This is a genomic window from Microvirga sp. 2TAF3 (genome assembly GCF_052114965.1).
Classification (GTDB): Bacteria; Pseudomonadota; Alphaproteobacteria; order Rhizobiales; family Beijerinckiaceae; genus Microvirga.
Genome location: NZ_JBFRFT010000021.1, coordinates 59,274 through 76,219 on the forward strand (window position 1 = coordinate 59,274; position 16,946 = coordinate 76,219).

Genomic DNA, 16,946 nt, shown 5'->3' on the forward strand with positions numbered 1-16,946 from the left:
CCCAATATCGCGAAAGCTCACTGCGTGAGCTGGCAGCCGCTTTCGGCAGCTTTGAGAAAAGCCTCGTCGCCGGGGACCTTGGCAAGCTGCTTGTACATGTCCCATTCGCCCTTGCTCTCTTCTGGCTTCTTCACCTGGAAGAGATACATGTCGTAGACCATGCGGCCGTTCGGCAGCACCTTGCCCTTCTTGGCGAAGACGTCCTCGACCGGCATTTCGTGCAGGGCCTTCGCCACCGGCTCCGTCGCATCGGTTCCGGCCTTCTGGATGGCCTTGAGATATTGCAGCACGGAAGAGTAGGTGCCCACGTGGATCATGTTCGGCATGCGGCCGGTGCGTTCCATGAAGCGCTTGGCGAAGGCGCGATTCTCGTCGCTCTGATCCCAGTACCAGCCCTCGGTCAACGTCAGCCCCTGCGCGGCCTTCAGGCCGAGGCCGTGCACTTCCGCCAGGGTGAACAGCAGGGCGGCGAGGCGCTGGCCGCCCTGCGTAATGCCGAATTCCGAAGCCTGCTTGATCGCATTGGACGTATCGAGGCCCGCATTGGCCAGGCCAATGACGTTGGCGCCGGAACTTTGCGCCTGGAGCAGGAAGGACGAGAAGTCATTGGTGCTGAGCGGATGGCGGACGGAGCCGAGAACCTGTCCGCCTTTCGCTTTCACGAGTTTCGCGGTCTCACTTTCGAGAGAATAGCCGAAGGCATAATCGGCGGTGAGGAAGAACCATTTGTTGCCGCCATTCTCCACCAGCGCCCCGCCGGTGCCGACAGCCAGTGCGTGGGTGTCGTAGGCCCAGTGGAAGCCATAAGGCGAGCATTGCTTGCCGGTCAGGTCCGTCGTCGCCGCGCCGGTGACGATGTCGATCTTCTTCTTTTCCTTGGAAAGTCCCTGGACAGCCAGCGCGACCGATGAAGTCGTCAGCTCCATGATCGCATCGACCTTTTCGGTATCATACCACTGACGGGCGATGCTGGAGGCTACGTCTGGCTTGTTCTGGTGATCCGCATTGACGATCTCGATCGGGGCGCCAAGCACCTTGCCGCCGAAATCCTCGACTGCCATGCGGGCCGCCTCGACGGACGATTTGCCGCCGAAATCGGCATAGACACCGGATTGATCGTTCAGGATGCCGATCTTGACGACATTGTCGGAGATCTGCTGCGCATAGGCGGATGGCGCCAGCACGGTGCAGCTCAAGGCAAATAGGATATTCTTGAGAACTCGCATCGACTTCCTTCCCTCTCTGTCATGGGCCCGGCTGAGCCGGGTCTGTTTATGCTTGCATGGTGAAACCACGCGCGACGGTGGTCAAGGAAAGTAAGCAGACTTTTCGGCATCGCAATGCGGCTTGAATTCATCCTTAAGTCGCAGATATCGCCGGGATTTTGACCTTTCGCGGAGAGGAGGCTCTTAATATTCGCGGCCTTTGCGGCCAAGCTTTGGGGTTGCCTTGCTTGCGAGGCGCGCCGAGCGGTGCCGCTCGCTGGTCGAAAGCGCTCGAGAACGTATCCCGGTCTTGCCCTGGTCAGCTCCATGCCGGTCCATATCAATAGTAAGGACGGCCCACTGGCGGACCTGCAAGGGGGCCGTTTGAAATCTCCGTCCGGCGCTGGAAAACGCTTTCCCAAAGGGGAGCGACGTCGCTCCGCGCTGGACGGAGGCGTGATCAGATCCCCATTATCCTCGCCGGGCTGGATGTGGTGGGTGCCAGGGATGTTTTGCACTTTGCCCGTAGCAGCAGGGTCGCCAGCTCCGCGAAACCGCCGCCGGAATGCGACTGCGTAATATAGGCGGGCTTGTTCTTCAGGCGATGGGCGAAGGCGTGAATGTTGGCGACGCCGACGCTTAAGGGGAAGGCGGCGAACATGGGCTCGTCGTTGGGAGAATCGCCCGCATAGATCACGGCTTTCTGCGCCTCTGCCCAATCGATTCCGAAGACATCGGCCAAAAGGGTTTTCGCCATGCTCAGCTTGTCATAGGCGCCGAACCAGCCGTTGACATGGATCGAGCTGACCTTGGCCTGGGCGCCTGCACGTTCGAAGATCGCGACGATCCGGTCGATTTCGGATTCCGGCAGAGCCGGAACATCCTCGCAGAAGTCGATGGCGAGATCCGCCACACGATACGCCTGGTCGCTGGCGAGCGCCGCACCTGGAACAGTGGCGAGAACCTCCTTCTCGATGGCGTCGAGACGGGTGCGGTTCTGCTTCAGTTCCTGTGAGCTCGCCCAGAAATGCTGGTGCATTTTCTTCTTTTCGCGGTCGTACCGGAAATAGAAGGCGCCATTTTCTCCCACAACCGCATCGACCGGCCACATGCGGGCGATGTGATCGCACCAGCCGGCAGGGCGTCCCGTGACCGGCACGACCAGAAACCCTGCGCGTTGCAGCGCCTCGAGCGCGCCATAGGCGGAGGCTGTAAGGGTGCCTTCCGTCGTGATCGTGTCGTCGATATCCGTCAGAACCACGCGGACCGAGCGGGCCTGCTCGAGAGGAAGCTGGGAAAGGGGCTTCATCCCTCTGCTCCCAGAAGGATGGGGCAAGTGAGATGGAGATCAGTCGTATTCATGCGCGAGTGTTCCTTCGAGAGCGCTTCGTCTATGATTTCGTGAAGGCTAAAAGCCAAAATTTGGCAGATCAAGCAAGCGGATACTGGAAGCCCTATTCCTATCTCCGCCATCTGCGGGCGCTATGCCAATCGCACCGCGGATGCCCGCATCGCCCTCTACGGACAAATTTACGACCTGTCCGCCAATGAGCTTCCGAACATCTGCATGGTGGCTTCAAGGGATACGCTTCGTCGCGCGGCGTATCTTGCGGCGTATCTTATGGCAAGCATGCCGGTTTCTCGCTTGAAACGCAGGTCTATCCGAATTCACCGAACGTGCCGCATTTCCCATCGGCCGTGCTCCGTCCGGGCAAGATTTATCGCCATGCAATGCGCGTGCCTTTCTTCACCCTATGAAACGCGAATTCTGAAGGGCATTCCGATACGGTTTCAGATTATTCTATCGGTCTCTGACGCTGCATCCACGGGAAGGATCATCGTGACGGCCGTCCCGCGCCCTTCCTCGCTTTCGATCTGCAGCGCTCCGCCATGCAGTCGAAGGATATGCCAGGCGAGACTCAACCCTAAACCCGTGCCGGCCATATGCTTCGCGTTGCTGCCGCGGAAGAAAGGCTGCATCAGGAAAGGGAGATCCCTCTCCGGCACGCCGATGCCCCGGTCTTTAATGGTAATGACCGTCTCGCCGTCGCTTGTGCGGCCAATGATGGTGATGGGCTGATCGGAGGGCGAGTACTTCATCGCATTCGACAGAACGATGACGAGAGCCTGTTCCAGCAGAATGGGATCGCCCGTGAAGTCATCGGGAACCGCTTCGATGTCGAGATTGAAGGTGCGGTTCGGGGCTTGCCGGCCCTGCTCCTGGCATACGCGTCCGACCAGGGATTTCAGGTTGAAGGAGCAGGGATTCAAGGTAATCGCGTTCGCATTGGCGCGGGTATAGGACATGATCGTGTCGATCAGCTCACGGAGCCGCAGGCTTGCACGCCAGATCTTTTCACCCCGGTCACGAACATCGTGCGTGTCGAGTTGTTCCGATCGCCGCATGAGACCCTGCGCCAGAGCGGAAATCGTCGAGAGCGGCGCCATGAGCTGATGCGCCAGGAGGGCTAGGCGGTCCAATTGTCGATTGGGGTCCCTTGGGAACTCCTGACCCTCTGGGTTGTCAGACGCGCCCGGTATGTTGGAAGGTGGCTGAGAATCTGACACGAAAGATCTCTGTTATTATATGATAATTTTGTAATTTGGGGGGCGGAGGCTCGAGCCGGATTGGCTAAATTTTTCTCCACTCCTCAATGGTGGAGCGCCATGCCAAGCTCTGAACTGGTAAAACCCGTTATTTGGGATGATTTCTGGATAGCCTGCTCTGCTAACGCAGCGGGCTCGGTCGTGTCGCCCTTCGTTTGGATAGTATAACAGTGATTTCCGACAGAATTTCAGGCTGAACCCTTGGCTCCGACGCCTACAATGGTGTGACGAAATCGGGTTTCTGCTTGAAATGCTCGCGCCTCGCCTTGGGCCTCTGCGACGAACCGGACACGAAACCCTTCTGCCGCTCGCGCGTTCAGCCTCTATCGAGTTCTGAAACGAAGGATAACGACGATGGATAAAGATCGCATCGAAGGCGGTATGAAGAAAGTCAAAGGCAGCATGAAGGAAGGCCTTGGCAAGGCTGTCGGCGATACGAAGCTCGAAACCGAGGGCAAGATGGATAAGGCCGAAGGCAAGATCCAGAACACTGTCGGCGGTCTCAAGGATTCGATCCGCAATCGGGAATAATCGAGTTCGAGTCGTGACAAAGGGCCCGGCGTGCGTTGCCGGGCCTTTTCGTTAAATTCTCAGCTTTTGCGGATTACGAAAACAAGTCTCGTCTCTTCACGGCGCTGAGCGTCCAGGATGTCTCCCGTCTCGCGGATCAGGTTCGGCACATCGATGGCCGACAAAGGATCCGTGCAGATCACCGTCAGCCGGTCACCGGATTTTAATGTACGCAGGGCCTTGCGGGTCCGCAGGACGGGCAAGGGACATTTGAGGCCTGAAAGGTCGAGTTCAGTCATTTCAAGGAATCCGGAGACGATTGCCTCATGCTTGAGAGTTCCTCGGGAAATTTCTCCAGCAAGGCTTTTGCTGCGGCAAAATCGTCGGGAGTGTTGATATTGAAAAAGGGGTCGAGGGGTTCGCAGGCCCAGGATGCTCGCGCCATCCCATGACGGCTCGCCCAATCACGGACGCTACGAAGGCCTTCATGCGTCAGCGCTTGTCGCAGATCCCGTTTCAAGGACACGGACCACAGCCCTACGGTTGGGTGCAAATTTCCGTCGGAGGCGGCGCAGGCGAGCAAGGTCTCCGCGGACTGGCGCGCCAGATGAAGTCGTTTCACCAGATCGTTGGGAAGAAAAGGTGTATCGCCTGAAACGCTGACCACCCATTCGACGGCGGGGCAGTGCTCCGTTGCCCATTCGAGTGCAGTGAGGATCCCGGCAAGCGGACCGGGATGGCCGGGGACAGAGTCCGACACAATGGTAAGCCCCAGGCTTTCAAACCGTGCCGGATCGCCATTGGCGTTCAGGATGAGGCCATTGCATTGCGAATGAAGGCGCTGAGCGATGCGGAGAAGAAGGGACTCGCCTCCCAGCTTCAGCAAGGGTTTGTCGATCCCTCCCATGCGCCGCCCCGATCCCCCCGCGAGAATGACGCCGAGGGTAGAAGGGCAGGGGGCGGGTCTAGCCATGCGGTTCACTCGATGACAATGCGCGGAGCTGGCCGCGCACTAGCTCCACCTGACAATGCGCCCCAGACCTGCTGCGCCATGTTCTTGTAGATCGCGGCATGGGGGCCGTCCGGATCGACCGCGACAACGGGGCGGCCTGCATCGGACAATTCGCGGATCGACATGTTGAGCGGCACTTCGCCGAGGAAGGGCACGCCCAGGCGCTCCGCCTCCATGCGCGCGCCGCCATGGCCGAAGATATGCGAGGACTGCCCGCAATGGGGGCAGATGAAGGTCGCCATGTTTTCCACGATGCCGAGAATCGGGATTTCGACCCGCTTGAACATGGACACGCCCCGCCTGGCGTCGATCAGCGCAAGATCCTGAGGCGTGGAGACGATCACGGCGCCCGCCAGAGGGGTGGCCTGTGCCATGGTAAGCTGCGCATCGCCCGTGCCGGGAGGCATGTCAACCACGAGGATATCGAGCTCACCCCAGGCGACTTCGCGCAGCATCTGCGTGATCGCCGACATCACCATCGGCCCGCGCCAGATCATGGCGGCTTCCTCGTCGACCAGGAAGCCGATCGACATCACTTTCAGGCCATAGGCCTCCATGGGTTCGAGGACACGGTTCTCGAGCAGTTTCGGTTTGCCATGGATGCCGAGGAGCTTGGGCATCGAGGGGCCATAGATGTCAGCATCGAGCAAACCGACCTTCAGCCCGAGCGCCTTCAGCCCGAGGGCGAGGTTGCAGGCGGTCGTCGACTTGCCGACGCCTCCCTTGCCCGAGGCGACGGCAATCACATGCCTGACGCCTGGAATCCGCTGCGACCCGGATTGCGCCGCTGCCTGAGGGCGTCGCGGTGCTGCGGGCGATGGCGTGACAGGGCCCGCAGAGGCCTGACGCTCCGCAGTCAGTGTGGCGAACACTCCTTTGACGCCGGGAAGCTTCTGCACGGCTGCCTGAGCGGCTTGGCGTACCTGCTCCATGCGGGGCGCCTCCGCCGGTTCGATGAAGATCGAGAACATGACCCGAGCCGCATTGTCGATCAGCACATCGGAGAGGCGGCCGGATGCCACGAGATTTGTCCCGCTGGCATCAACCGGCACAGACGAGAGAGCCTGCAGAACGTCTTCACGGGTGATCGTCACGGTGGAGCCTCCTTCGCCGGAACTCTGCGCTTGTCCTGCCCGTCATGTATAGGGTGAAGGGCCGTCCGTTAAGATGTTCGTTGCATGGCCCGATGGATATCCCGAGCCGAGGCCTGCCTCGTCCATTGTTCCTTATTCTCTGAGGGGATATCGGCAACGTCGCGGCATACTACGCCGCCATCGCGGTGGAGGTGACGCCTCCCTAAGCTTGGCCAAATCAGTGCCGGCACTCTTTCATCGCGGTCGGCCCTTCGCTATTGTCCTGCCTCCCGAGGCGGCAAGGAGCAGGCGATGGCGGACATCGCGACCAGGGTCTACAACCATACCTGGAAAATCGATCCGATCGTCCGGTCCGTGTTGGATACGGACTTTTATAAGCTCTTGATGGCGCAGACGATTTTCCGCCGCCATCGGGACGTGCAGGTGACGTTCGGCATCCATAACCGCACCACCCGCATCCGCCTTGCGGATATCATCGACATTGGCGAGCTGCGCGAGCAGCTCGATCACGTGAGGTCCCTGTCGCTGACCCGTGGCGAATCCACCTGGCTGCGCGGCAACACTTTCTATGGCAAACGGCAGATGTTCTCGCCGGAATTCATGGATTGGCTCGAGACCTTCCGTTTCCCGGAATATCTTCTGGAGAAGGAGGACGGCCAGTATGTCCTGACCTTCCATGGCCCCTGGATCGAGACAACCATGTGGGAGATCCCGGCACTTGCGATCCTGAACGAACTGCGTTCCCGCGGCGTGCTCAAGGGCATGGGCAAGTTCGAGCTCCAGGTGCTCTATGCCCGCGCCATGACGCGGGTCTGGGAGAAGATCCAACAGCTCAAGCCGTTGCCCGATCTCTCCGTCACCGATTTCGGCACCCGCCGCCGCCACGGCTTCCTCTGGCAGGATTGGTGCGTGCAGGCGATGATCGAAGGCCTCGGGCCTTCCTTCCTCGGCACCTCGAACTGCCTGATCGCCATGCGCCGGGAGGTCGAGGCCGTCGGCACCAACGCGCATGAGCTGCCCATGGTCTATACGGCGCTTGCCGATAACGAAAAGGACATGGCCAAGGCGCCTTACCGGGTACTCGCCGATTGGCAGGAGGATTACGAGGGCAACCTGCGCATCATCCTGCCCGATACCTACGGCACCACGAATTTTCTGAGCAACGCTCCGGGCTGGGTTCCCTCCTGGACCGGCATCCGCATCGATTCCAAGGATCCCATCGAAGGCGGGGAGGAGGCCATCGCCTGGTGGCTCGCGCGAGGGCAAAATCCGAAAGAGAAGCTTGCCATCTTCTCGGACGGTCTCGATGTGGATGTGATCAAGCGCATCCATCAGCATTTCCAGGGACGCATGCGCATCGGTTATGGTTGGGGCACGCTGCTCACCAACGACTTCCGGAGCCTTGTCCCGGAAGGCGGACTCGACCCCATCTCCATTGTCTGCAAGGTTATCTCGGCAAATGGACGGCCGACCGTGAAGCTCTCCGACAATCCCACCAAGGCGATGGGTCCGAAAGCCGAGATCGAGCGCTACAAGCGCGTCTTTGAAGTCGGCGCACAAAGTGCGCAACCGGTTCTGGTGTAATGAACATGAAAATAGACCTCAACTGTGACATGGGCGAGGGTTTCGGTCCCTGGCCCATGGGTGACGATGACGCGATGCTCGATATCGTCTCCTCGGCCAATATCGCCTGCGGATTCCATGCAGGCGATCCCTCCATCATGTTCCGCACGGCGGAAACCGCGAAGCGCAAGGGCGTAGCGATCGGCGCGCATCCGGGCTTCAATGACCTGCACGGTTTCGGGCGCCGCGTGATCAAGGGCGACAGCCCCGCCGATATCGAGCGCATGGTCGCCTACCAGATCGGCGCGTTACAGGCGGTCGCGTCGCTTGCGGGGCACCGTGTTACCTACGTGAAGGCTCATGGTTCGCTCAACAACATGGCGAACGAGGATCAGGATCTGGCGCGGGCCATCGCCCGCGCCATCAAGGGTGTCGATGCCGATCTCGTCAATGTATGCATGCCCGGCCTGCTGATGGAAAAAGCATCCGAGACGATCGGCGTGCGTGTCGCACGCGAATTCTTCGCGGACCGCACATACGAGGATAACGGCGCTCTCACGAGCCGCAAGAAGCCCGGCTCCGTTCTGCATGATGCGGAGGCGGCGGCGGAACGTGTGCTGCGGACCTTGCAGGACCAGGCGGTCACGACCGTATCCGGCAAGCGGATCCCGCTGCGGATCGACACGATCTGTGTCCATGGCGACGAGCCGAGCGCTGTCGCCATGGCGCGGACGATCCGGGCAAAGCTCGAGGCCAACGGCGTTTCAGTCGGGCCTTTCACAGGTCAATGACGCATGTCGTTCAAGGATCATTTCTCCGCGCGCTCCTCCGACTACGCGGCGTACCGCCCGACCTATCCGCGTGCCGCCGTCGATTATCTTGCGAGCCTCTGTGCCGGACATGATGTGGCGCTCGATGTCGGTTGCGGCACGGGCCAATTGTCTGTTCTGCTGGCAGAGGATTTCGACAAGGTCATCGCTACCGATGCGAGCGCGCAGCAGATCGAGAAGGCAACGCCACATCCACGGGTCGATTATCGCGTCGCAGCGGCTGAGAGGAGCGGCCTCGCGGACCACTCGGTCGATCTCATCACGGCGGCGCAGGCCGCTCATTGGTTCGACCTCCCGGCCTTTTATGCGGAGGCGCGGCGCATCGGAAAGCCAGGCGCGATCCTAGCGCTCGTCACCTATGGCGTGGTGCAGGCGGATCCCGAAATCAACCCCGTCATCCAGCACTTCTACAAGGATGTGATCGGCCCTTATTGGCCGCCGGAGCGCCGGCATGTGGAAGAGGGTTATCGCGCCTTCGACTTTCCTTTCAAGGAGTTGTCGCCGCCCCCACTTGCCATCGAAGTCCAGTGGCGTGTCGCCGATTTCATCGGGTATGCGGAAACATGGTCGGCGGTGCGCGGTACGGAGAAGGCTCTGGGCCGCGAGCCGGTCGAATCATTCCAGCGCGAACTCGTGAAAGCCTGGGGCGATCCGGAGCGTCGCCGCGCGATCCGCTTTCCACTCTCGTTCAGGATTGGACGGATCTGAGGATCAGGCCTTCAACGCCTTCGCCAGAAACGGTTCGAGCGCAGCAAGCGTTTCTTCGGGCGCTTCCTCGGCGAGGTAATGGCCGCAATCGATCCCGTGTCCTTCGACCTCATCCGCCCAATCGCGCCAGACGGCGACGACGTCGTACCAGCGCTCGAGCCCGTTCTTCAGGCCCCAGAGCGCCAGCACGGGACAGGCGATGCGGCGCCCCGCTTTCTGATCGGCCTCGTCGAGCCGCATATCGATGGTTGCCCCGGCCCGGTAATCTTCGCACATGGCGTGGATCGTGTCCGGATTGGTGAAGCAACGCCGATACTCGGCGAGCGCCGCCTCGTCGAACATGGAGCGGCCCCGGCGCATATAGAACGCGTCCGGATCCGCTGAGATCAGGCGTTCGGGCAGATCGTAGGGCTGAGCCAGGAAGAACCAGTGCCAGTAGCCCATGGCGAAGGCCATGTCCGTGCGTTGAAAATGCTCGGCGGTCGGAATGATGTCGAGCACGGAAAGCGCGGCGATGCGATCCGGATGGTCGAGCGCCATGCGATAGGCGCAGCGCCCGCCGCGGTCATGCCCGACGACGGCGAAACGTTCGAATCCGAGGGATTGCATTACCTCGACGAGATCACGCCCCATGGCCCGCTTGGAATAGGGTTCATGGTCCGGCGTCGTCGGCGGCTTCGAGCTGTCGCCATAGCCGCGCAGATCGGCGCAGACGACGGTGTAATGATCCGCCAGACGCGGGGCGACGCGGTGCCACATCACATGCGTCTGCGGATGCCCATGCAGGAGAAGGACCGGCGGCCCTTTGCCGCCATGACGGAGATTGATCACGGCTTCGGAAGTGGTGATCTGCCGCTGCGTGAAGCCTTCGAACATATTTCTTTCCTGCAAGTTGTTACTGCACCAGCGCCATCCGGTTCACATCCACAAGTCCATAATCCGTGATCTTGAGATGCGGAATGACCGGCAGGGGAAGAAACGCGACCTGCAGGAAAGGTTCCGGCAGGATGACACCAAGGTCTTTCGCGGCGCTCCGTAAGGGATGAAGCGCATCGCGCACTTCTTCATAGCTGCGGTCGCTCATGAGCCCCGCGATGGGAAGCGCCAGCTCCGCGCGGATCATGCCGTCCGACACGACGACGAAGCCTCCTTCAATCTCGCGCAGACGATTGACCGCCGCCGTCATGTCGGCGTCGCTTGCGCCGACGACGCAGATATTGTGACTGTCATGGCCGACGGACGATGCGATGGCGCCGCGTTTCAGGCCGAAGCCTTTCACGAAGCCGAGGCCGATATTGCGGTTCACACCATGGCGGGCCACGACGGCCACTTTCACCACATCCTGTTCCAGATCGATCTGCGCTAATCCGTCCCGGCGGGGCAGGGCGAGTTGCAGATGCTCGGTGATGATCTTGCCGGGAATGACGCCGATGACCGGCGTTGGGTCCGAGAGGGTGGGAACGCGGAAATCCTCCGCGCCGATAGGCCCGACCTTGACGCTGTTGCGCCCCACCGGCTCGACGTTGCCACGGGTTGCGAAAAGCGCGTCGTTCACCAATCGGCCCGCGCTGACGACATCCGAAACGGTGCAGGTTTCGAGATCGTCCAGCAGCACGATATCCGCACGCCTGCCGGGCGCGATCATGCCGCGATCGGTGAGGCCGAAAGCCTGCGCAGCGGTGAGAGAAGCGGCCCGATACACCGCCAGCGGCTCGCATCCCGATGCGATCAGGGTGCGGATCATATAATCGAGGTGGCCTTCTTCCGCGATGTCGAGAGGATTGCGGTCATCCGTGCAAAGGGCGAGGAAGGGCGATGTCTGGATCGAAAGCAGGGGCGCGAGCGCATGCAGGTCTTTCGAGACCGAGCCCTCGCGGATCAGCACCGTCATCCCCTTCCGGATCTTTTCCAGCGCTTCATCCGCAGTCGTCGTTTCGTGATCCGTACGGATTCCGGCTGAAAGATAACCGTTGAGATCGAGACCGCGCAGGAGGGGCGCATGCCCGTCGATATGTCCGTCGGAAAACGCTTCGATCTTGGCAAGGCAGGCAGGGTCGGCGGCAAGCACGCCGGGAAAGTTCATGAACTCCGCAAGACCGGTGACCTTGGGGTGACGGCGATAGGGCAGAAGGTCGGCGGCCTCGATGCGCGCGCCCGCCGTTTCGAGGTGTGTCGCCGGTACGCAACTCGACAATTGCACGCGCAGATCCATGATCGTGCGTTCGGCCGAAGCGAGAAAGTAATCGAAGGCTGCGGTGCCGATGACGTTCGCCATTTCATGCGGGTCGCATATCGCCGTCGTGATGCCATGAGGCAGGACGCAGCGGTCGAACTCCAGCGGAGTGACGAGAGAGGATTCCACATGCAGATGCGTGTCTATGAATCCTGGCACCGCGAAGCGTCCGCGACCCTCAATGGTACGGGCGCTTCGATACTGGCCATAGGTACCGACGATTGTGTCGCCGGAAATGGCGATGTCGGTACGCGTAATCGAACCGGTAACGAGATCGAGCAGGCGCACATCGGTGATGACGAGATCGGCGGGTGCATTTCCCCGGCCTTGTGCGATCCGGGTTGCAATCGTATGTGCGTCAGACCGTCCCGTCATACTGCTCGATACCACTCACCAACTTCGGCGTGTTCCATTATCGATATGGATGATGCCGTTCCGATAGATCTTAAGCCCTCCGATCTCGGGACGCGAGCGTAAATACGCCATGACGCCTTGGCCTCGGGTATGGACCCTGAAATCGATGGCGCGGCAGGAAAGATGAAGGGAGTGCCGAACCCCACCGGCGCGACGGTTGCGCCAAGCCGTTCGGTGCGTCGACTGGATGCTGACAGTGCCGAACTTGGCGGATAAGTCGGCAACGACTTCGCGCAGCTTATCGGGGAGGCATTTGGTCGGAGTGCTCTCCCTCAGAACAATGCTGCCTAACTCCACAAAGGCATAGAAACCCGAAAGATTTCTCGGGCCAACTCTGCCGACATTAGGAAGGGCTCCCGTAACGGAGGGACTTTTCAAACGATCGTTGGAGGGCAGACTTGCATAGCGTGCGGGCGGCAACGCTACACCTTCGCTTTCGGCCCTAACCGAGACAGAGAACGCTCCAAACACGAAGGCGCTGGCCATGAAAGCGGACCAAGACGCCTGACGGAGGCGAAAACTGGCGCTCATTGGGTCTTCCCCTTTTGACCCCCCCCTTTTTGCAAATGGTTTTGTGAAGCAACCGCGCGCAGTTGCTTCTTTTTCTTGGTTGCGGACCGCCGACGGTCAAGCTGTCGGCAGACCAGCAGGCAAGCTAAAGTTGAATTTTAGGAAGACAAGATGCGCAAAAGGAATCTAAGCTGGCATAATGGAAAGTAGTCAGGGAAATGTCCTGAAATACCGCGATCGAGATCCGATCGCTACCCTTTATTGCCAAGCTGCAAGGCTGCCTCCTGCCTCTGCTCTTGCGGGTGAAAGCCTCGATGCACACATCTCGAATCGTTGTGCCGCCATGTCGGCGGTCTGGAGAAAGTGGGATGAACGCTGCTCGCAGCGCTGTTTTCGATGCCATCGAGGCGGCTGGCCCCAGCCGGGAGGATGCGATTGCCCGCGTTACGCTGGTGGCGAAGCTCCTGGACAGCGCCTTCTTCATTCCGGGCCTCAACCGCCGCATCGGGCTCGATGCGGTGATCGGGATCGTTCCCGGAATCGGCGATGCGGTTTCTGCAGCCTTGGCGAGCTACATCATCTGGGAAGCGCGCCGGCTCGGGCTGCCGCGCTGGAAGATCGCGCGCATGATCGGCAATGTGGCCATCGATACGGCTCTCGGTGCGATCCCGCTCGCCGGTGATGTGTTTGACGTTTTCTTCAAGTCCAACATGCGCAACCTTCGCATCATCCACGAGCATCTCGGCGTGGCCAGACGCAGCCCGCGCGAGATCGACGGCACCGCTGTACGGATCGACGAGCACTGACAATGAGGCGTTTGCTCTGGATTGTCGCAGGCACCTTCGTGGTCCTCTGGTCGCTTCTCGCCTGGGGTGCCTACGGCTTGATCGATCTTTTCGGCAGTACCGTCGTCCGCCACGCGGATGTGGTGAGCAATCGTCCCGAGACGGTGGAATGGCTGTCCTGGGGGCTGGCGGCTCTCCGGAATCTCGGGCTCGCCGCCGTCGTCTTCGTGTGGGGCCTTGTGTCTTTGCTCATCCTGGCCGTTCCGATCCTGATGAGCTTCGTTCTCGGCAGGGCTGCTCGTCCAGCTAGCCCGATGGGTTGGCAGATGGATTATCCACGTCCCGGTTATCGGGACGTCACACCCACCGACATTACGCCCGCATCGAACGAGGATCAGCGCCGCATCGAGCGGCACTGAGATTTTAGCGATGGCTTGAGATGAACTGCTTGAAGCGCTCCGACTTCGGAGCGCCGAACACCTCGGCCGGCGTCCCTTCTTCTTCGACCATTCCCTTGTGAAGGAACATGACGCGGTTGGAGACGTCGCGGGCAAAACCCATCTCGTGGGTGACCACAAGCATGGTGCGCCCTTCTTCCGCCAGCGAGCGCATGACGCGGAGCACCTCGCCGACCAGTTCGGGATCGAGCGCCGAAGTCGGTTCGTCGAACAGCATCACCTGCGGACGCATGGCGAGCGCCCGCGCGATCGCAGCGCGCTGCTGCTGGCCGCCCGAGAGATGCGAGGGATACTGGCCGCGCTTGTCGGCGATGCCGACCTTCTCGAGCAGAGCTTCCGCTTCGGCGATGCATTCAGCCTTGGAGCGCTTCTGCACATGCACCGGCGCCTCGATGACATTTTCCAGAATGGTCATGTGGGACCACAAATTGAAGCTCTGGAACACCATGGCGACCCGCGAGCGGATGCGATCGACCTGAGACTGATCCGCAGGCTCCATGCCGCGCCGGGTATGCTTGAGGCGGATCGCCTCGCCACCAATCTCGATCTCGCCGGAATCCGGAACCTCGAGCATGTTGATGCATCGCAGCATGGTGGATTTGCCCGAGCCCGACGCGCCGAGGATCGAAATCACGTCGCCTTCGCGGGCCTCGAGATTCACGCCCTTGAGAACCTCGAGGGGGCCGAAGCTCTTGCGCAGGTTATGGACCGAAACGGCAGGAGCATTGGCAGACGACACGGGCGAGACTCCGTTGGACAGGGCGGCTGTGGACATGGCTGCATTAGACATGGGCGGCCTCCAGGCGCGGCTCGACTGCGGGCACCCGGCGCAGATGCGGCGAGAGCCGCCATTCGATGAACATGATGATGCGTGTGATGACGAAGTTGAGGATCAGGTAGATCGCGCCCGCGACCACGAAAACCTCCACCGCACGGAAGGTCTGCGAGATGAGCTTGGCCGCGAGCCCCGTCACTTCCATCATGGTGATGATCGAGGCCAGCGAGGTCGCCTTCACCATGAGGATGATTTCACTTCCATAGGCCGGAAGGGCCTGCCGGACCGCAATGGGAAAGATGATGCGGCGGAAGAGCAGGAAGCCGGACATGCCGCAGGCACGCGCCGCCTCGACCTGCTGGTGTGGCACCGATTGCAGGCCGCCGCGGAAGATCTCGCTGGCATAAGCCGCAGTGTTCAGCGTCAGCGCGAGCACGGCGCACCAGTAAGGCTCGCGGAAGAAGGTCCACAGACCCCATTCCTGCAAGGTCGGACGGAACTGGCCGAGGCCGTAATAGATCAGGAAGATCTGCACCAGAAGCGGCGTGCCGCGAAACACAAACACATAGGCTCGGGCGATGGCATCGAGCACCCGGATGCCGGACATCCGCATCAGCGCCAGGATCATGGCGAGAACTGCGCCGAGCGCCACCGAGGTGAAAGCGAGGTTGAGGGTGAGCGGCACGCCGGTGATGAGTTGCAGGAAGGTATCCCGCATGAATGCGAAATCCATCAGGAAGCCCTCCGCATGCCGCGCATCGAATGGTTTTCGGCGCGCTGGAACAGGTAGGTCGATACCCAGGTGATGACGAGATAGAGCGCTGCCGCGGTGATGTAAAAATCGAAGGGGCGGCGAGTCGAGCCGGCGGCGATGTGCGACTGGCGCAGCAACTCCACGAGGCCGGTGACCGAGATCAGGGCAGATTCCTTCAAGACCAACTGCCAAGTGTTGCCGAGGCCGGGGATGGCATAGCGCAGCACCTGCGGCGCAATGATGCGACGAAACATCAGCCAGCGATGCATGCCGACGGCACGCGCGGCTTCGATCTCGCCACGGCTCACAACCTGATAGGCGCCGCGGAAGACTTCGGCCTGATAGGCGCCGGAGACGATGCCGATGGCGAGCGCGCCGGTGACGAAGGCCGGCACGCCGATGAAGCCTTCCGCCCCGAACAGGCTGCCGATGGCGCTAAGCGCCGCGCTGCCGCCGAAATAGAACAGATAGATGACGAGAAGGTCCGGGATGCCGCGCAGGATGGTAGTGTAGCCATCGGCGAAACTGCGGGCGGCAATGTTCCGCGAGAGCTTGGCCCAGGCCACGAACGTGCCGACGATGGACCCCACGAGAAAGCCGCACAAAGCCACCGCCAGCGTCATGCCCGTCGCCGTCAGAAGCGCCCATCCCCAGCCATTGGGGCCGAACCCGACGAGCTCAAAATAGCTCAGTTGTTGCACGCTCTATATTCCTGTTATGCGTCATCCCTTGAGCGGGATGACGCTGTTCGAAACAATGATTGCGTGACGTCTTCAGCTCTGGGGCGTCATGTCGACCTTGAACCACTTCTCGGTCAGCTTCTTGACCGTGCCGTCGGCAATGGCGGACTGAATCGCGGCATCGAAATTGTTCTTCAGCTCCGTGTCGCCCTTGCGCAGGCCGACGGCCACGCCGCGCCCGAGGACGCCGCCGGACACGCCGCCACCTGCCATCGTCATGTTCTTGAATTCTGGTTGGTCGAGGGTCGCCTTCATCGAGGACTGCGCCGCGAAGATCGCATCCACACGGCCGGCAGCAAGATCGAGATCATGTTGCTCGGTGGTCTTGTATTCGCGGATCGTGATAACGTCCTTGAGATATTTCTCGAGGAACTGGGAGTTCACGGTCGAGCCCTGGACGCCGACGGTCTTGCCCTTCAAGATTGGCTTCCAGGCGTCGATCATCTTCTGCGCGGCCTCGGGATTCTTGTCGAGATTCGCGCGGTCGCCCGTGCCCTCCAGCTTGGCAACGGGCGAGTCCTTCATGGTCGCGAAGCCATGGAGGCCGGACGCATAGGGCCGGGTGAAGTCGATGACCTCAAGGCGCTTGTCGGTGATGTTCATGCCGGCCATGATGGCATCGTACTTCTTGGCGTTGAGCGCCGGGATGATGCCGTCCCAGTCCTGGGCCACGATCTCGCACTTCACCTTCATGCGGGCGCACAGGTCGTTGGCGAGGTCGATCTCGAACCCTTCCAGCTTGCCGCCG

At 60.9% G+C, this 16,946-nt stretch carries 20 protein-coding genes; 7 read left to right on the forward strand and 13 right to left on the reverse strand.

The annotated features are described in order from the left end of the window. Positions 1-17: 17 nt before the first annotated feature. Complete coding sequence (locus AB4Y97_RS18165; RefSeq protein WP_442000451.1) at positions 18-1,226, reverse strand: ABC transporter substrate-binding protein; 1,209 nt, start codon at positions 1,224-1,226, stop codon at positions 18-20. Between the two features lie 439 nt (positions 1,227-1,665). Continuing rightward, positions 1,666-2,514 (reverse strand): HAD family hydrolase, encoded by an 849-nt coding sequence (locus AB4Y97_RS18170; RefSeq protein WP_442000452.1) that lies wholly within the window; start codon positions 2,512-2,514, stop codon positions 1,666-1,668. A gap of 254 nt (positions 2,515-2,768) precedes the next feature. Between AB4Y97_RS18170 and AB4Y97_RS18175 the strand changes: the two genes are divergently transcribed. Then, positions 2,769-2,963: an aldose epimerase family protein gene (locus AB4Y97_RS18175; RefSeq protein ID WP_442000476.1), complete on the forward strand. Its 195-nt coding sequence runs from the start codon at positions 2,769-2,771 to the stop codon at positions 2,961-2,963. 33 nt (positions 2,964-2,996) lie between these two features. Here the strand turns inward: AB4Y97_RS18175 and AB4Y97_RS18180 are convergent, their stop codons facing one another. Then, a complete protein-coding gene (locus tag AB4Y97_RS18180) occupies positions 2,997-3,686 on the reverse strand; it encodes a sensor histidine kinase (RefSeq protein ID WP_442000453.1) in 690 nt (229 codons plus the stop codon). A gap of 480 nt (positions 3,687-4,166) precedes the next feature. Here AB4Y97_RS18180 and AB4Y97_RS18185 point away from each other — a divergent pair, with 480 nt between their 5' ends. Then, positions 4,167-4,343 carry a CsbD family protein gene (locus tag AB4Y97_RS18185; RefSeq protein WP_442000454.1) on the forward strand — a complete coding sequence of 59 codons (177 nt, stop codon included), beginning with the start codon at positions 4,167-4,169 and terminating at the stop codon, positions 4,341-4,343. Between the two features lie 59 nt (positions 4,344-4,402). Here AB4Y97_RS18185 and AB4Y97_RS18190 read toward each other — a convergent pair whose 3' ends face one another. From AB4Y97_RS18190 to AB4Y97_RS18200, 3 genes are read right to left on the reverse strand one after another with little or no spacing between them, the layout of a single operon-like run. Then, positions 4,403-4,621 carry a sulfurtransferase TusA family protein gene (locus tag AB4Y97_RS18190; RefSeq protein ID WP_442000455.1) on the reverse strand — a complete coding sequence of 73 codons (219 nt, stop codon included), beginning with the start codon at positions 4,619-4,621 and terminating at the stop codon, positions 4,403-4,405. After that, positions 4,618-5,295 (reverse strand): molybdenum cofactor guanylyltransferase MobA, encoded by a 678-nt coding sequence (gene mobA / locus AB4Y97_RS18195; RefSeq protein ID WP_442000456.1) that lies wholly within the window; start codon positions 5,293-5,295, stop codon positions 4,618-4,620. The genes AB4Y97_RS18190 and mobA overlap by 4 nt, the downstream gene beginning before the upstream one ends. Before the next feature lie 5 nt (positions 5,296-5,300). Continuing rightward, positions 5,301-6,428, reverse strand: coding sequence for a P-loop NTPase (locus AB4Y97_RS18200; RefSeq protein WP_442000457.1), 1,128 nt, complete (start codon positions 6,426-6,428; stop codon positions 5,301-5,303). A 291-nt stretch (positions 6,429-6,719) separates the two neighbouring features. Here AB4Y97_RS18200 and pncB point away from each other — a divergent pair, with 291 nt between their 5' ends. Genes pncB through AB4Y97_RS18215 form a run of 3 tightly spaced genes read left to right on the forward strand, consistent with a single transcriptional unit; the run spans position 6,720 to position 9,529 of the window. Continuing rightward, complete coding sequence (gene pncB, locus AB4Y97_RS18205) at positions 6,720-8,012, forward strand: nicotinate phosphoribosyltransferase (protein WP_442000458.1); 1,293 nt, start codon at positions 6,720-6,722, stop codon at positions 8,010-8,012. Between the two features lie 5 nt (positions 8,013-8,017). Next, the gene (locus AB4Y97_RS18210) at positions 8,018-8,782 is read left to right on the forward strand and encodes a LamB/YcsF family protein (RefSeq protein ID WP_442000459.1); all 765 of its coding nucleotides are present in this window, start codon (positions 8,018-8,020) and stop codon (positions 8,780-8,782) included. Between the two features lie 3 nt (positions 8,783-8,785). Continuing rightward, a complete protein-coding gene (locus AB4Y97_RS18215) occupies positions 8,786-9,529 on the forward strand; it encodes a class I SAM-dependent methyltransferase (protein ID WP_442000460.1) in 744 nt (247 codons plus the stop codon). Between the two features lie 3 nt (positions 9,530-9,532). Here AB4Y97_RS18215 and AB4Y97_RS18220 read toward each other — a convergent pair whose 3' ends face one another. From AB4Y97_RS18220 to AB4Y97_RS18230, 3 genes are read right to left on the reverse strand one after another with little or no spacing between them, the layout of a single operon-like run. Beyond that, positions 9,533-10,405, reverse strand: coding sequence for an alpha/beta fold hydrolase (locus AB4Y97_RS18220; RefSeq protein ID WP_442000461.1), 873 nt, complete (start codon positions 10,403-10,405; stop codon positions 9,533-9,535). Between the two features lie 19 nt (positions 10,406-10,424). Then, on the reverse strand, positions 10,425-12,137 hold the full coding sequence (gene ade / locus AB4Y97_RS18225) for an adenine deaminase (RefSeq protein WP_442000462.1): 1,713 nt from the start codon (positions 12,135-12,137) through the stop codon (positions 10,425-10,427). Positions 12,138-12,152: 15 nt separating this feature from the next. Then, positions 12,153-12,707 (reverse strand): YcbK family protein, encoded by a 555-nt coding sequence (locus AB4Y97_RS18230; protein ID WP_442000463.1) that lies wholly within the window; start codon positions 12,705-12,707, stop codon positions 12,153-12,155. A gap of 347 nt (positions 12,708-13,054) precedes the next feature. On the opposite strand from AB4Y97_RS18230, the gene AB4Y97_RS18235 reads away from it, so the two are divergent. Both AB4Y97_RS18235 and AB4Y97_RS18240 read left to right on the forward strand, forming a co-directional pair. Next, a complete protein-coding gene (locus tag AB4Y97_RS18235) occupies positions 13,055-13,492 on the forward strand; it encodes a DUF4112 domain-containing protein (RefSeq protein ID WP_442000464.1) in 438 nt (145 codons plus the stop codon). Between the two features lie 2 nt (positions 13,493-13,494). Then, the gene (locus AB4Y97_RS18240) at positions 13,495-13,890 is read left to right on the forward strand and encodes a hypothetical protein (protein WP_442000465.1); all 396 of its coding nucleotides are present in this window, start codon (positions 13,495-13,497) and stop codon (positions 13,888-13,890) included. 4 nt (positions 13,891-13,894) lie between these two features. Here the strand turns inward: AB4Y97_RS18240 and AB4Y97_RS18245 are convergent, their stop codons facing one another. From AB4Y97_RS18245 to AB4Y97_RS18260, 4 genes are all read right to left on the reverse strand, one after another. Next, positions 13,895-14,704, reverse strand: coding sequence for an ABC transporter ATP-binding protein (locus AB4Y97_RS18245; protein ID WP_442000477.1), 810 nt, complete (start codon positions 14,702-14,704; stop codon positions 13,895-13,897). 7 nt (positions 14,705-14,711) lie between these two features. After that, on the reverse strand, positions 14,712-15,437 hold the full coding sequence (locus tag AB4Y97_RS18250) for an ABC transporter permease (RefSeq protein WP_442000466.1): 726 nt from the start codon (positions 15,435-15,437) through the stop codon (positions 14,712-14,714). Beyond that, entirely contained in the window at positions 15,437-16,159 is a 723-nt protein-coding gene (locus tag AB4Y97_RS18255) for an ABC transporter permease (RefSeq protein WP_442000467.1), read from the reverse strand. Before AB4Y97_RS18255 ends, AB4Y97_RS18250 begins: the two co-directional genes overlap by 1 nt. Before the next feature lie 72 nt (positions 16,160-16,231). Next, positions 16,232-16,946, reverse strand: a 715-nt coding sequence (locus AB4Y97_RS18260; protein ID WP_442000468.1) for a transporter substrate-binding domain-containing protein, incomplete at its 5' end; no start/stop codon positions are given.